The sequence below is a fragment of the Catenulispora rubra genome (assembly GCF_015356825.1).
In the GTDB taxonomy this organism is placed as follows: domain Bacteria; phylum Actinomycetota; class Actinomycetes; order Streptomycetales; family Catenulisporaceae; genus Catenulispora; species Catenulispora rubra.
Genome location: NZ_JAACYW010000136.1, coordinates 1 through 14,288, shown reverse-complemented (window position 1 = coordinate 14,288; position 14,288 = coordinate 1). Strand labels below are relative to the sequence as shown.

Below are 14,288 nucleotides of genomic sequence, written 5' to 3'. Positions count from 1 at the left end.
TCGGAGGAGGTGTCATCCATGCACGAGATCAAGCTCTCCGCAGGCGTCATCGAGTACGAAGACCGCGCCGGCCCCGGTTCCCCGATCGTCTTCCTCCACGGCCTGCTCATGGACGAGACGCTCTGGACCGCCGTCGCCGACGACCTGGCGCCAGACCACCGCAGCCTCATCCCCGTCCTCCCACTGGGCGCGCACCGCCAAGGCATGTCACCGCAAGCCGACCTCTCGCCCCGGGGCATCGCCGCCCTGGTCACCGAGTTCCTGGACGCCCTCGACCTCCGCGACGTCACCCTCGTCGGTAACGACACCGGCGGCGTGTTCGTCCAGCTCCTGATGGCCGAAGGCCCGCTGGAGCGGATCGCCGGGGCAGTCCTCGTGTCCTGCGACGCGTTCGACAACTTCCCGCCGGGCCTGACCGGCCGCACGCTCTTCCGCACCGGCAAGCTCCCGCCGACGCTGTTCGGCCTGTTCATGCAGCAGATGCGGCTCAAGCCGGTACGTCGGCTCCCGCTGGCGTTCGGCTGGCTGACCAAACGCGGCGACGCCGTCGTTAAGCGCTGGATGCGGCCGATCTGGCGACAGCCGGAGATCCGCCGCGACACCGTCCGCGTCCTGCGCACCGCCGCAGCGGACCCGAACCTGCTCACCGACGCCGCCGAGAAGCTGGCTCGGTTCGACCGTTCGACGCTGGTCGTGTGGGCGCAAAACGATCGCGTGATGCCGCCGGAACACGGCCGCCGACTCGCCGGCCTCCTCCCCGACGCCCGCCTGGTCGAGATCGAGGACTGCTACACCCTGATCCCCCTCGACCAGCCGGCCAGGCTCACGAAGGAGATCCGGCACTTCCTGGACGCCACCTCGTCCGATAAGCGCTCGGCGTGACCCCGAGCCGGGTGACGAAGTGCCGCCGCAGCGAGTCCGGGCTCCCCAACCCGCTGCGGTGGGCGATCCCGTCCATTGTCAGGTCCGTGGTCTCCAGCAGCTGCCGCGCCAGGTCGATGCGCTGGTGCAGCAGCCATTGCAGAGGACTGAGTCCCGTCTCGGCGTGGAAGCGGCGGGTGAGTGTTCGTTCACTGACATTGGCGTGTGCGGCCAGGTCCCCGAGCCCGATCGGCACGTTCAGCCGCGACTGTGCCCACCTCCTCGTGTGGGCCAGAGAACGTTCGGCACCCGACCCCGGCAACGGCGCGCTCGGCTGCGGCTGATCAGCCGGCCGTGCCGGGCTGGCCACGGCAAGGCTGCCCGCGACCGCAGCTGCCGCCGCGCCGTGGTCGCTGCGGATCAGGTGCAGACACAGTTCGACGACAGCAGCCGCCCCGGCCGAAGTGAGCACCGGCTCGTCCACAACATACAAAGCGTCGCGCTCAACCGTGATCCGTGGGAAGTCCCGCGCGAGCTGGTCCAGCAGATGCCAGTGCGTCGTGGCGCGGCGTCCGTCGAGCAACCCCGCCCGCGCCAACACGAAGACACCCGTACACGACGCGACAACGCGCCTTCCCGCTGCGGAAGCCTCGCGCAGCACGGCATAAACGCGTTCGTCGACGTCCGGCCGAGCGCCACCGCCGACGACGAACACCGTGTCCGCGAGCGCCACATGCTCCAGACCGTCGCCAATCACCAGATCCGGCCCCATAACCGTCGGGACCAGCCCGGGATCCGGCGTCGTCACCCGCAACTCGTAAGCACTGCGCCCTGCCCCTGCCGGTCCCGCATCGGAGAGCACCGCCTGCGCCATCGACAGATCGTGCGCCATGACCGGCGGCACCGCGACGAACACCACCCGATGCAAGGGCTTGGACATGGCCGGATCCTCCGGTTGCTTGGCCGCCGTGGTACTGCTGCGGACCGGGGCCCGGACCGCACAGTGGGAGCAGCGCCCCGCACACGCTCGCGTGTTCCTGCGGGCGATCCCTTCTTCGAATCCGGAGCACAGCCATGCCCTTCCACGTCGTCATCGGCGCCGGCGCCACCGCACTGGCCACCGCAGACCTGCTCGCCGCAGCCGGCGAACCGGTCCGCCTGGTCAGCCGCCGCGGCACGTCGACAGACCACGACCTCGTCGAGCCGATCGCCCTGGACGCCACCGACGCCGAGCCGCTGGCCGAGCTCTGTCAGGGTGCTGCGACCGTCTTCAACTGCGCGGTGCCGGCCTACAACGACTGGCCGCAGACCGTTCCGCCGCTGTTCCGGGCGATCCTCGGCGCGGCCGAGCGCGGCGGCGCGCGCTACGTGATGCTCGGCAACCTCTACGCCTACGGCCCGGTCACCGGCCCCGTGACCGAAGACCTCCCGTTCCTCGCCACCGGCCCGAAGGGGCGTGTCAGGGCCCAGATGTGGCAGGAGGCCCTGGCGGCGCACGAGGCTGGCTGCGTGCGCGCCACCGAGGTGCGCGCCGGACAGTTCCTCGGCCCGGGCGCCTTCTCCTCGTTCACCTTCACCGTCACGCCCAACGTCCTCGCCGGCCAGCTCGTCCTGACCCCTGCCGCGATCGACACCAGGACCGGATACACCTCCATCCAGGACGCGGCCCGCGCCCTGGTCACGCTCGCGCGCGACGACGACGCCTTCGGCCACGCCTGGCACGCCCCGGCCATCAACGCGACCGTCCGCGAGGTCGCCACCATTGTGGCGAAGCAAGCCGGAGCCCCGGCCCCGCGCCTGGAGACGCTGACCGAGCGCGACATCGCCCTGCTGTCCCTGACCTCGCCGATCTGGGCCGAGTTCGAGGAGACCTCGCACATGTCGCACCAGGACTTCCTCGTCGACTCCAGCCGGATCCGCGAGCGGTTCGGCCTGACCCCGACCCCGCTGGAGGACGTGCTCGCCTGACAGAACGGCCCCCGGGCGGAGTCCTCCGCCCGGGGGCCGCCGAGTTCCGCAACAGAGCGCTGACACCCCGATCTCCGTATATAAGCCCTGGTGAAAGCCCTATCAGCGCTGATTCGCCCGGTTGAGACGGGCATTGACAGGCTCTCGTCACAGGTGTTTCATCCGGGTTACCGCCCTGTTTGTTGATGCCGATAACAAAAAGGGCGGACGGTGATCAAGCCGCCGGCTCGCGGCCGCGCTCTCCCTCAGCGCGTCGACTCACCTCCTTGCACAGCTGCCGTTTCCGCATGCCCTGGGAGGCACCATGTCGAGCACTGCAAGACCCCGGCTCCGCCGGGCCCGCGTCACGCTAGGCCTGGCCGCGCTGTCCGCGTCCGTCATCGCGACCTACTCCGCGGCGCCGGGCGTGCGGGCCGCGCCGGTCGCGGCTGCCGCGTCCACGGCGTGTCCGTGGGTGGGTTCGAGCGCGCCGATCCCGCAACGCGTGAGCCAACTCCTGGCGCACATGACGCTGGACCAGAAGGTCCAGCTGATGACCGGATCCGGCGGTTCGAGTTACGTCGGCTTCACGCCGTCCATCGGCTCGCTGTGCATCCCGGCGATGAATCTGGAGGACGGTCCGGCCGGTGTCGCCGACGGCATGAACAACGTCACCCAGCTCCCCGCGCCCGTCGGCGTCGCAGCTACCTTCGACACCTCCGCCGAGCAGAGCTTCGGCCAGACCATCGGCGCCGAGGAGGCGGCCAAGGGCTCCACCGTCGACCTGGGCCCGACGATCAACATCGTCCGCGACCCGCGCTGGGGCCGGGCCTTCGAGTCCGTCGGCGAGGACCCCTACCTCAACGGCCAGATGGGTGCGGCGGACATCCGCGGCGTGCAGTCCACCGGGATGATGGCACAGGTCAAGCACCTGGCCGCGTACAACCAGGAGACCAACCGCAACACCCCGTCGGACAACGTGATCGCCAGCAACCAGACGTTGCAGGAGATCTACCTCCCCGCGTTCCAGACCTCGGTCCAGCAGGGCGCGGCGTCCTCGGTGATGTGCTCCTACAGCACCATCAACGGCACCTACGCCTGTGAGAACCCCGGCATCCTGAACACGGACCTGCGCCAGCAGTTCGGCTTCGGCGGCTTCGTCACCTCCGACTGGGGCGCGACGCATTCCGGCGTGCCGTCGGTGAACGCCGGCCTGGACCAGGACATGCCGGGTGACAACAACTACTTCGGCAGCTCCCTGATATCGGCGGTCAACTCCGGCCAGGTCTCGCAGTCCGCGATCGACACGTCGGTCTCCCGCATCCTCACCGAGGAATTCGCCTTCGGACTGTTCGACAGGCCGCCCGGGGGATCGCCGTCCGAGACCGCGACCAGCTCCGCGAACCAGGCGACCGGTGAGCACCTGGCCGAGCAGGGCACGGTGCTGTTGAAGAACTCTGGCAACGTGCTGCCGTTCGGCTCCGGGGACAGCTCGATCGCCGTCATCGGTGCCGACGCCTCGACCAGCGTGCAGAGCGCCGGCGGCGGCAGCGCGGCGGTCAACTCCAGCGGCACGGTCACGCCGCTCCAGGGGATCACCAGCGCCGCGCCTGCGGGCACGACGGTGACCTACAACGACGGCAGCAACAGCGGTTCGGCCGCGTCGCTGGCCGCGAATTCCAGCGTCGCAGTGGTCTTCGTCAGTACCTCCGAGTCCGAGGGCGGCGACCTGTCGGGCATCGACCTGTCCGGTGCGAACAACTCGCTGATCTCCGCGGTCGCGAACGCGAACCCGAACACGATCGTGGTCCTGAACACCGGCTCGGCGGTCACCATGCCGTGGCTGTCCTCGGTCAAGGGCGTGCTGGAAGCCTGGTACCCGGGCCAGAGCGACGGCACCGCGATCGCGAACATCCTGTTCGGCGCGACCAACCCCTCGGGCCACCTGCCGGTGACGTTCCCGACCTCGCTGTCGCAGGTCCCTGCGAACACCGGCGCGCAGTGGCCGGGCGTCAACGGCCAGGTGCAGTACTCCGAGGGTGTCGACGTCGGCTACCGCTGGTATGACAGCAAGGGCCTGACGCCGTTGTTCCCGTTCGGATACGGCCTGTCCTACACCAGCTTCTCGTTCTCGAACCTGCATATCAGCTCCCTGCCACGGGGCGGTGCGGCGACCGTGACCGCGACGGTGACCAACACCGGTTCCCGCGCCGGGGCAGACGTCGCGCAGCTGTACGTGAGCGACCCGGCCGCCTCCGGCCAGCCGCCGCGCCAGCTGGAGGGCTTCGCACGGGTCAACCTGCAGCCCGGCCAGAGCCAGACGGTCTCCTTCCCGGTGACCGAGCAGAACCTGCGCTACTGGAACGCGAGCACGAACGCCTGGGCCACCAGCACGGGCAACTACGGCATCTCCGTCGGTGACGCCGACTCCGCCAGTGCCCTGACACTGTCCGGCACGCTGTCGGTCGCGGCCAACCAGCTCGGCCAGCCGGTGAGCGTCACCGGCCCCGGCCCGCAGGAGGGCGAGGCCGGTACGGCGGTCTCGGTGCAGGTCGCGGCGAGCGACTCCACCGGCGGCCAGACTCCGGCGTTCACCGCGACCGGGTTGCCGGCCGGGGTGTCGATCTCCTCGTCCGGGCAGATCACCGGCACGCCGACCACGGCCGGGACGAGCACGGTCAGCGTCACCGCCACCGACGGCAACGGGGCTCAGGCCACGACGTCGTTCCTGTGGACCGTCACGCCTTCGACGGCCGGTGTCCCGACGACGCCGCTGGTGGGGTACCAGGGCCTGTGCCTGGACGTGTCCTCGGCGAACAACGCCGACGGCACGGCCGTGCAGGTGTACACCTGCAACGGGACCAACTCGCAGCAGTGGACCGAGGAGGCCGACGGGACGGTGCACTCGCTCGGCAAGTGCCTGGACGTGGCCTCCGGCGGCACGACCAACGGCACGGCCGTGGACCTGTACACCTGCAACAACAGCGGCGCGCAGCAGTGGCAACCGCAGTCCGACGGCACGCTGCGCAACCCGGCGTCCGGGCGTTGCCTGGACGACACCGGGTCCGGGTTGTCCGGGACGAAGGCCGAGATCTTCGACTGCTCCGGCGCGGCGAACCAGGTGTGGAAGTCCCCGGCGGGTTCGTCCACGGGCACCGGGTCCGGGCAGATCACCGGGTACCAGGGGCTGTGTGTGGACGTGCGGAGCGCCAGCAATGCCGACGGCACGCCGGTGCAGGTCTACACGTGCAACGGGACCAATGCGCAGCAGTGGACCGTCGCGGCCAACGGGACGCTTCAGGCGTTGGGCAAGTGCATGGACGTTGCCAGCGCCGGTACGGCGAACGGTACTCACATCCAGCTCTACACCTGCAATAACACCGTTGCGCAGGTGTGGCAGGCGCAGAGCAACGGCGAGTTGGTGAACCCGCATTCTGGTCGGTGCTTGGACGACACCGGGTCAGGGGGCTCCGGCACACAGTTGCAGATCTGGGACTGCGGGGGCGGTGCGAACCAGAAGTGGCAGCTGCCGTGATGCTGTAGCTGTAAGCAGCCGTTTTCGGTCGGCTCGCGCCTCCGTACTCAGGGGGCGCGGGCCGATTCGTATTTCTTTGTATGAGCGGGCAACAAGCGTCGGCGCGGCTCCCGCTCCCTCCTAAGGAGGAGGTTTCCGGCCGTCCGCCGCCGCAATCCACCTTCCGGACGAGGTGGGGCCGGTCGCCGTCTCCCTACCGTCGAGGTCATGAGCTGCAGGAGGGCCTCATGATCGAGGCGACGGCATTGACCAAGCGCTACGGCGACAAGACCGCGGTGGACGGTATCGACTTCCAGGTGCGGCCCGGGCTGGTGACCGGCTTCCTGGGCCCGAACGGGGCCGGCAAGTCGACCACCATGCGGATGATCCTCGGGCTGGATCTGCCCACGGCCGGGAGCGTCACCGTCGACGGCCGCGACTACCGGGGCAAGGTGTGGCCGCTGCGCGACGTCGGGGCGCTGCTGGACGCGCGTGCGGTACACCCGGGGCGCTCGGCGTACAACCACCTGCACAGCCTGGCCGCCGCCAACGGCATCGGCCGCGGGCGTGTGGACGAGGTGCTGGAGGAGGTCGGGCTGACGTCGGTGGCGCACAAGCGCGTCGGCGGCTTCTCCCTGGGCATGGCGCAGCGGCTGGGGATCGCCGGGGCGCTGCTCGGGGACCCGGGGACGCTGCTGTTCGACGAGCCGGTCAACGGCCTGGACCCGGACGGCATCCTGTGGATCCGGACCCTGATGCGCTCGCTGGCCGCCGAGGGCCGCACCGTGCTGGTGTCCAGCCACCTGATGAGCGAGATGGCGCTGACCGCCGACCACCTGCTGGTGATCGGCCGCGGCCGGCTGCTCGCGGATACCCCGCTGTCGGAACTGATCGCCCGCCACTCCGCCGAACGCGTCGAGGTCCGCGCCGCCGACCCCCGCCGCCTGACCTCGGACCTGCGCGCGGCCGGGGCGAAGGTCACGATCGAGCCCGACGGCACGCTCGCGGTCTCCGGCCTCGGCTCGGTCGGCATCGGCGAACTCGCTGCGGCGCGCGGGCATGTGCTGCATCAGCTGCATGATGTGACGGCGTCGCTGGAGGAGGCGTACTTCCGGCTCACCGGCGAGAGTGTCGAGTACCGGGTGCCGGCGTCGGCGGCGGCGGCGTTGGTGGAAGCGGAAGCGGAAGCGGTGTTGGCATGAGTGCGCGCGCAAGAAGGGCTGCCGTCAGTGCCCCGGTGTTCGAGCCAGTGCTGGAACCAGTACTGGAAGTGGTGCCGGCATGAGCGCCCGCACCAGCACAGCCGTCCCCGGTCGGTCCGGCGGGTCGGTGCCGGATGCCGTCTCTGCGACCTCCAACGCCACCAGACTCCGCGCCACCGCCGACAGCGAATGGATCAAGTTCCGCTCGGTCCGCTCCGGCCCCGCCGTCCTGATCGCGACCCTCCTGGCCATGGTCCTCGGCGCCTGGATGGTCGCCGCCGGCTACCACGGCGGCTACACCGCCGCCGACCGTGCGTCCTTCGACCCCGGCGACGTCACGCTGCGCGGCATCGTCGTCGCGCAGCTCCTGGTCGGCGCGCTCGGCGTCATCACTATCACCGGCGAATACACCAGTGGCCTGATCCGCGGCACGTTCATCGCCACCCCGCAGCGGCGGCAGGTGCTGTCGATGAAGGCGCTGATCTTCGCCGGCGTCGTCTGGCTCTGGTGCACCGTGTTGTCCTTCGCCGCCTTCTTCGTCGGCCGGGCGTTCCTCACCGCGCCGGTGCCGCGCGTCGGACTCGGCGATCCCGGCGTGCTCACGGCGGTCTTCGGCGGCGGCCTCTACCTCACCGGGATCGGCCTGTTCGGCCTGTTCCTCGGCGTGCTGCTGCGCCGCACCGCCGCGTCCCTCGCCGCGCTGGTCGGCGTCATGATGGTGCTGCCGGTGATCCTGGCCCTGCTCCCGGGCAAGACCGGCGAGCTGATCAGCGAGTTCTCGCCGGCCGGTGCGGGCTTCCAGATCTGGCACCTCGACCACAGCGGCCACAACCTCGGCGCCTGGCCCGGCTTCGCCCTCTTCGCCGCCTACGTCGTGGCCACGGCCGCGGCGGCGTTCGTCACCATCCGAAGGAGGGACGTCTGATGAGCCCCACCCGCCGAGTGCAGGCCGTGCTCAGCTCAGAGTGGATCAAGCTCCGCTCGCTGCGGTCCTTGCCGATCACGCTGGTCGTCGCGGCCGTGTTCTGCATCGGCCTGGCCGCCCTGGTCTGCTCGAACTACGCCAACCACTGGAACGATGTCAGCGCTTCCAGCCGCGCCACCTTCGACCCGCTGACCGTCAACTTCGGCTTCCTGCGGATCGGCGTTCTCTTCTTCGGCGTCCTGGGCGCGCTGGTCGTCACCAGCGAGTACGGCAACGGCCTGATCCGCACCACCTTCGCCGCCACGCCGCAACGCGCTCTCGTTCTCGCTGCCAAGGCTGTGCTGCTGGGAGCGCTCGCGCTGGTCGCGTCGGCAGTGGTCTGCTTCGTCGCGTTCTTCGTCGGGCAGGGCCTGCTCAGCGGGCACGTGCCGACGGTGCACATCGGCGACCCCGGCGTACTCGGGCACGTGCTCGGCGCGGTGGCGTACCTGACCGGAACCGGGCTGTGCGGCGTGTTCCTCGGCGCCCTGGCCCGGGGCACCGCCGTGGCGATGACCAGCGTCTTCGCCCTCTTCCTGATGCTGCCGGTGATGGTCGACCAGCTGCCGCACACCGCGCTGTGGCGGCACACCGTGCCGTACTTGCCGTCCAACCTCGGCGAGTCCATGTGGCACTCGCACACCTCCGACCTGGTCACCGCCGGTCCGGCCTGGTTGCTCCTCGCTCTCTGGGCCGTCGGCCTCGGGGCGCTCGCGGCGCTGGTGCTGCGGCGTCGCGACGCCTGACGGGCCGGGCGGGGCCGACGCGGGCATGATGGAGCACGTGAGCACGGGCAGACGACGCCAGGCCGGCCTGGACTGGCTCGTCTGCGTCCTCGCCGCCGCGGCCACCGGCCTGGGCGCGACCGACACGCTGGCTTCGTGGCTGCCGCGTGCGGCGATCCCGGCGCTGGCGGTGATGCAGGGCATGATCCTGCTGGCCCGGCGGCGCGCGCCGGTTGCAACGCTGGCCGCGACCACGGCGGTCGCCTTCTTCCTGACGACCGGCGGCTACCCGGCCGGCGGCGCGGGGGTGGGGACGTTCTTCGCCGCGTACGCCGTGGCGGTGTATTGGGACAGCGGCGCGGCTCCTATCGAGGACGCCGAAGGCGCCGAGCGCACCGGCCGTGCCCGCTTCCCGGTGGCGAGCGCGGCCATCGCGGCAGCCTCCGCCCTCGCGCTCTCCGCCGCGAACCTCGCTCCGGACGCGCGCGGCAACGGGCTCAACAGCGTCGGCCTGGCCGTGGTGTCGGCGTGGATCCTCGGCTATGCGTTGCGCACCCGGCGCGCCTACATCGCCGAGCTGGTCGAGCGTGCGGCCCGGCTGGAGGCGGAGGAAGGCGAGCGTGCGGCGCGGGCCGTGGCCGAGGAGCGGCTGCGGATCGCGCGGGAGCTGCACGACGTCGTCGGGCACTCGATCAGCCTGATCACCGTGCAGGCCGAGGCGGCGACGCGCTCGGCGCGGACGAATCCGGAGGCGGTGACGCCGTTCCTGGCCACGATCTCGGCGACGGGGCGCGAGGCGCTGGCGGAGATGCGGCGGGTGCTGGCCGTCCTTCGGCCGGACGCCGAGCCCGAGATGAGTCCGCAGCCGGGGCTGGACGACCTGGGGGAGCTGGTCGCGCGGTTCGAGTCCGGCGGGCTGCCGGTGCGGCTGGACGCGCCGCCGTCCGACCTGCCGCCGGGCGTGGGGCTGGCGGTGTACCGGATCGTGCAGGAGTCGCTGACCAATGTGCTCAAGCACGCCGGTCCTGGGGCGACGGCCGCCGTCACCGTCGAGCCGGGTCGTGGGTCGGTGCGGGTGTCAGTGCTCGACGACGGCTGCGGCCCCGCCGGCTCGACTGGCTCGACCCGCCCACCATCCGGCGCCGCCCACGGCATAGTCGGCATGCGCGAGCGGGTCGCGATCTACGGCGGGACCCTGCGTGCCGGCCCCGGCATCAACGGCGGCGGCTTCGAAGTCGAGGCGGTCATCCCGCTCCCAGAGGAGGGCTCCCCATGACCACCATGACCATCAGCGTCCTGATCGCCGACGACCAGCGCCTGGTCCGCTCCGGCCTGCGCGCGATCATCGAGTCCGAGCCGGGCATGGAGGTCGTGGGGGAGGCGGCTGACGGCGCCGAGGCGGTCGAGGCGGTCCGCCGCCTGCGCCCGGACATCGCGCTGATGGACATCCGCATGCCACGCCTCGACGGCGTCGCCGCTACACGCGCGCTCTGCTCCGGCCCCGGCCCCCACGCCACCAGGATCCTGATGCTCACCACCTTCCACCTCGACGACTACGTCGCCGACGCCCTACGCGCCGGCGCCTCCGGCTTCCTCCTCAAGGACGCCACCGCCGACCAACTCGTGGAAGCGGTCCGCGTAATCGCCGCGGGCGACGCCATCCTGGCCCCCTCAGTCACGCGCCGGATGCTGGAACGCATGACCGCCGACCAACCCGACCCCTCCGACGGCGCCGAGCTCCGTAAGCGGCTGTCCGCCCGCGAGGTGGACGTCCTGCTCCTAGTCGCCCGCGGCCTCTCGAACGCCGAGATCGGCACCGCCCTGCACCTGGCCGAATCCACGGTGAAGTCGCACGTGCAGAACATCCTGGCCAAGCTCGGCGTCCGCGACCGCCTGCAGGCCGCAGTCGCCGCCTACGAGTCGGGCCTGGTGCAGCCGCGCGGGCGGCAGGGGTAGGCGAACCTCCGCATCCGCCGACACCGGCCGGAACTCCTGCTCGACCCGGCAAGGCGGCAACCCAGGTCTCGACCAGATAGATCTCGCGCCCCGGTCGCCAACCAGCGTCGCGAAGGTCGCGTTCGACCTGGCCGGAGAAATCATTCACCGGGACGGACCTCCTCCTGGAGTCGAGTGATCGTGCCAGATCTTCTTGCCGAGTCGCTGTCTGGATCTCCTGGCTACCTGCTGGACTCAAGCGGATACCTAGATAATATGTGCGACAGGGTCCTGAGACATGGGCGCGGCCGTCGGCCGATCGTTCGGGCCCGCCGGGCACGAGATCCGAATCATGGGGGCTTGAATGGCCATCTCTCGACGACGCGTGCTCGTGGGCGCAGCGGCAGCCGCCGCCGGAGCCGTCGTGGCGCCCGATCTCCTGGCCGGTTCGGCGCAGGCTGCCGCGGTGCCGATGGCGGTCTCGTTCGGCAAGGTGGACATCACCCCCACCGCCGATCTTGCCATGGCGGGATACGGCGTCGACTCGCCCCGGCTGGCGCAGGGGAGCAACGCGCCGCTGTACGCGCGTTGCACGATCTTCTGGGACAACGGCTTCCCCAACGTGATCGTCACCGCCGACGTGCTGGCCTTTCCCCGCTCGATGCACCAGGGGATCCGCTCCCGGGTCATCCCGCTCGGCGTGGCCAACTCCGACTTCATCCTGACCGCCACCCACACCCACAACGGGCCGGTGCTGATCGACGAGCTGAACCCGTATATCAGCTACAACATCCAGCCCGGCTCGGACGTGATGAACGCGGTCGAGTCCTACAGCGCGGATCTGGAGGACACCATCGTGAGCCTGGTGCGCAACACGCTGGGTGCGGTGCAGGTCCCGTGCACGCTGGATTACCAGGTCGCGGACGAGAACTTCGCCTACAACCGGGAAGGCCTGCCCTACGTCGAGGTCGACGTCCCGGTGCTGGTCGCCCGCAGTACCGGCGGCAGCCCGCTGGCGGTCCTGTTCGGTTACGGGTGCCATCCGGTGTCGGCGGGAGGACAGACGCTGTTCGATCCGGACTATCCGGGCGTGGCCTGCTCGCTGCTGGAGAGCTCGACCGGGGCCTTCGCCCAGTTCCTCACCGGCCCGGCGGGGGATCAGGATCCGCCGGTGAACGGCCGCGACTGGCCGTTGTCCCAGAGCCTGGGCAGCGACCTGGGCCAGACCGTGGTCAACGCGATCGCCACTCCCGGACGTGCGGTGAGCGGTCCGATCAGCACCGCCTATCAGGAAGTCAGCCTGCCGCTGGACATCACGGACACGCCGGCCAACCTCGCCGCGGTCCGGGCCGACTACGTCGTCCGCCAGACCAGCACCACGGCCGGCTACACGGGCTACTACCGGCGGCACGCCGAGGTGATGATCGGCCAGATCGACGCCCACTCCTTCCAGACCGCCATCCCGCTGCCGCTGCAGACCTGGAAGCTCCCCGGCGCCTCCGGCCCCCTCGACATCGCCCTGACCGGCGGCGAACTCGTGTCCGGCTACGGCGTCTACTTCCGCAACCGGCACGGCGGGTCCAACGGCATCTGGGTCGCCGGCTACGCCAACGAGATACCGGCCTACATCCCCTCCGACGAACTCCTGGCCTCCGGCGGCGCCCTGCACTACGCCTGCGGCTGGGACGTCGACTTCCCCGGCATCGCCGGCGGCGCCATGTCGATCTACGGCTGGCTCGGCCATTTCCACCGGCCGCCGAGCACGGCCGGCACGAGCCCGGAGCAGATCATCATCGACACGCTCACGACGATGCTCTGAGCCGGCGCCACGGTGGGTTGCCAGGGGCCGAGGGCGGCGGCAGCGGCGGCCAGCGCGCCGAGCTGGTACAGCCGTGCACGGTCCGGGTCGGGGCGGGGCGCGCAGCGCGAGGCGCAGGACCCGGGGTCGGCGGGTTCGCGAGTATGCGCCGGATGCCGCGCCGGCTGGCGGGCGACTATTCCGTCGTCGCGAGAGGACTTGCGCTGGCGGGGCGTGTCAGCTGGCCCGACCAGCCCGGCCGTCATACTCGTCGCGCGCGGCCAGCACTTCCGTCGTGTGCTCCAGCGACCACTCGGTGAGCGCCTTCACCGGTCCGCGTAGCGTCACGCCCAGCGGCGTCAGCTCGTACTCCACGCGCACCGGCACCTCGGGGTACACCGTACGCAGGACCAGGCCGTCGCGTTCCAGGGCGCGCAGGGTCTGCGTCAGCATCTTCTCGCTGACGCCCGCGAGCCGCTTGCGCAAGTCGGTGAACCGCGACCTTCCGTGCTGGCCGAGGGCGCCGAGCACGAGGATCGACCACTTGTCGCCGATGCGGTCGAGCAGGTCCCGCGACGGGCAGCCCCGCTCGAACGGGTCGTACGAAGGTGCCTCGGTCATGGTCACGGTCGCGACAGACGCCACAACGCTCACCTCATTTCTATCCGCTGGGCGGCTACTTTACCGAGTAGCGGCTACTTCCCAAAAGTGAGCTACAGCCCCGCCGGACCAAGCGCAGACCACGCGTGCACCACGCGCCGCTACGAGAGCCGCACCTTCCGGATCCACACCACCCCACCCGCAGCCAGCACCACCGCAGCGCCCAGCAGCATCGCGGTCTCGATCCCCTGGAACTCCCAGAACCGGTCGGCCGGCTGATACGTCACCACCTGCCGCAGCCCCAGCTTCGCCAGGCAGTCGCCGGTCTCCGCGATCCCCAGATTCATGCACTGCGACGCGTCCAGCAAGCTGAACCCGCGCCCGTCCGGCCTCACCGTCCGGTTCGTCACGATCCACGCCCCGCGGATGTCGACCGGCACCGTCACCTGCCCCTCGCTCCCGAACTGCGCCGACCGCAGGTCCGACGCCGTCAGCACCGGACCCGTGATCGTCGCCGGCGCGACCAGATGCGGCCGCACCCACGTCGGCACGACGAACTGCACCGCCGCCACGACCACCAGCGTCGCCGCCATCGCCGGCACGGTCCGCCGGACCAGCACCCCGACCACGACCCCCACCACGAACCCGAGCGCCGCGTACCCCAGCGGCACGACGCCCCGCGCGTCGAACACCACCTTCTGGAACCGGCTGATCTGTGTTCCGACACCCCGCGGCCCACCCC

At 70.7% G+C, this 14,288-nt stretch carries 12 protein-coding genes; 9 read left to right on the top strand and 3 right to left on the bottom strand.

Translation table 11 applies throughout. From position 1 onward, the window contains the following. Positions 1 to 18 precede the first annotated feature (18 nt). Positions 19 to 882: an alpha/beta fold hydrolase gene (locus GWK61_RS30815; RefSeq protein WP_194914824.1), complete on the top strand. Its 864-nt coding sequence runs from the start codon at positions 19 to 21 to the stop codon at positions 880 to 882. Here GWK61_RS30815 and GWK61_RS30810 read toward each other — a convergent pair. After that, a complete protein-coding gene (locus GWK61_RS30810; RefSeq protein ID WP_194914821.1) occupies positions 824 to 1,801 on the bottom strand; it encodes a GlxA family transcriptional regulator in 978 nt (325 codons plus the stop codon). The two genes, GWK61_RS30815 and GWK61_RS30810, sit on opposite strands and share 59 nt — an antisense overlap. 134 nt (positions 1,802 to 1,935) lie before the next feature. Here GWK61_RS30810 and GWK61_RS30805 point away from each other — a divergent pair, with 134 nt between their 5' ends. From GWK61_RS30805 to GWK61_RS30770, 8 genes are all read left to right on the top strand, one after another. Further along, the gene (locus GWK61_RS30805; protein WP_194914820.1) at positions 1,936 to 2,829 is read left to right on the top strand and encodes an NAD-dependent epimerase/dehydratase family protein; all 894 of its coding nucleotides are present in this window, start codon (positions 1,936 to 1,938) and stop codon (positions 2,827 to 2,829) included. Between the two features lie 304 nt (positions 2,830 to 3,133). Next, the gene (locus GWK61_RS30800) at positions 3,134 to 6,343 is read left to right on the top strand and encodes a glycoside hydrolase family 3 C-terminal domain-containing protein (RefSeq protein ID WP_194914817.1); all 3,210 of its coding nucleotides are present in this window, start codon (positions 3,134 to 3,136) and stop codon (positions 6,341 to 6,343) included. A gap of 227 nt (positions 6,344 to 6,570) precedes the next feature. Then, the gene (locus GWK61_RS30795) at positions 6,571 to 7,524 is read left to right on the top strand and encodes an ABC transporter ATP-binding protein (protein ID WP_194914808.1); all 954 of its coding nucleotides are present in this window, start codon (positions 6,571 to 6,573) and stop codon (positions 7,522 to 7,524) included. A 79-nt stretch (positions 7,525 to 7,603) separates the two neighbouring features. Beyond that, entirely contained in the window at positions 7,604 to 8,449 is an 846-nt protein-coding gene (locus GWK61_RS30790) for an ABC transporter permease (RefSeq protein WP_194914800.1), read from the top strand. Continuing rightward, on the top strand, positions 8,449 to 9,234 hold the full coding sequence (locus tag GWK61_RS30785; protein WP_194914796.1) for an ABC transporter permease: 786 nt from the start codon (positions 8,449 to 8,451) through the stop codon (positions 9,232 to 9,234). Before GWK61_RS30790 ends, GWK61_RS30785 begins: the two co-directional genes overlap by 1 nt. Before the next feature lie 37 nt (positions 9,235 to 9,271). After that, positions 9,272 to 10,489, top strand: coding sequence for a sensor histidine kinase (locus GWK61_RS30780; protein ID WP_194914793.1), 1,218 nt, complete (start codon positions 9,272 to 9,274; stop codon positions 10,487 to 10,489). Between the two features lie 5 nt (positions 10,490 to 10,494). Next, positions 10,495 to 11,169 (top strand): response regulator transcription factor, encoded by a 675-nt coding sequence (locus GWK61_RS30775; RefSeq protein ID WP_194914863.1) that lies wholly within the window; start codon positions 10,495 to 10,497, stop codon positions 11,167 to 11,169. Positions 11,170 to 11,572: 403 nt separating this feature from the next. Next, entirely contained in the window at positions 11,573 to 12,967 is a 1,395-nt protein-coding gene (locus GWK61_RS30770; protein ID WP_194914791.1) for a hypothetical protein, read from the top strand. Positions 12,968 to 13,183: 216 nt separating this feature from the next. Here GWK61_RS30770 and GWK61_RS30765 read toward each other — a convergent pair whose 3' ends face one another. Beyond that, positions 13,184 to 13,591 carry a winged helix-turn-helix transcriptional regulator gene (locus GWK61_RS30765; RefSeq protein WP_323747827.1) on the bottom strand — a complete coding sequence of 136 codons (408 nt, stop codon included), beginning with the start codon at positions 13,589 to 13,591 and terminating at the stop codon, positions 13,184 to 13,186. 116 nt (positions 13,592 to 13,707) lie between these two features. Then, positions 13,708 to 14,288 (bottom strand): ABC-2 membrane transporter-related protein (locus tag GWK61_RS30760; protein WP_228563207.1); only part of this gene is annotated, 581 nt, incomplete at its 5' end.

What these genes read in the sequence shown, in the direction of transcription:
- GWK61_RS30795 (WP_194914808.1), top strand. Translation starts at nt 6,571, where the DNA reads ATGATCGAGGCGACGGCATTGACCAAGCGCTACGGCGACAAGACCGCG.
- GWK61_RS30800 (WP_194914817.1), top strand. Translation starts at nt 3,134, where the DNA reads ATGTCGAGCACTGCAAGACCCCGGCTCCGCCGGGCCCGCGTCACGCTA.
- GWK61_RS30805 (WP_194914820.1), top strand. Translation starts at nt 1,936, where the DNA reads ATGCCCTTCCACGTCGTCATCGGCGCCGGCGCCACCGCACTGGCCACC.
- GWK61_RS30785 (WP_194914796.1), top strand. Translation starts at nt 8,449, where the DNA reads ATGAGCCCCACCCGCCGAGTGCAGGCCGTGCTCAGCTCAGAGTGGATC.
- GWK61_RS30810 (WP_194914821.1), bottom strand. Translation starts at nt 1,801, where the DNA reads ATGTCCAAGCCCTTGCATCGGGTGGTGTTCGTCGCGGTGCCGCCGGTC.
- GWK61_RS30815 (WP_194914824.1), top strand. Translation starts at nt 19, where the DNA reads ATGCACGAGATCAAGCTCTCCGCAGGCGTCATCGAGTACGAAGACCGC.
- GWK61_RS30790 (WP_194914800.1), top strand. Translation starts at nt 7,604, where the DNA reads ATGAGCGCCCGCACCAGCACAGCCGTCCCCGGTCGGTCCGGCGGGTCG.
- GWK61_RS30775 (WP_194914863.1), top strand. Translation starts at nt 10,495, where the DNA reads ATGACCATCAGCGTCCTGATCGCCGACGACCAGCGCCTGGTCCGCTCC.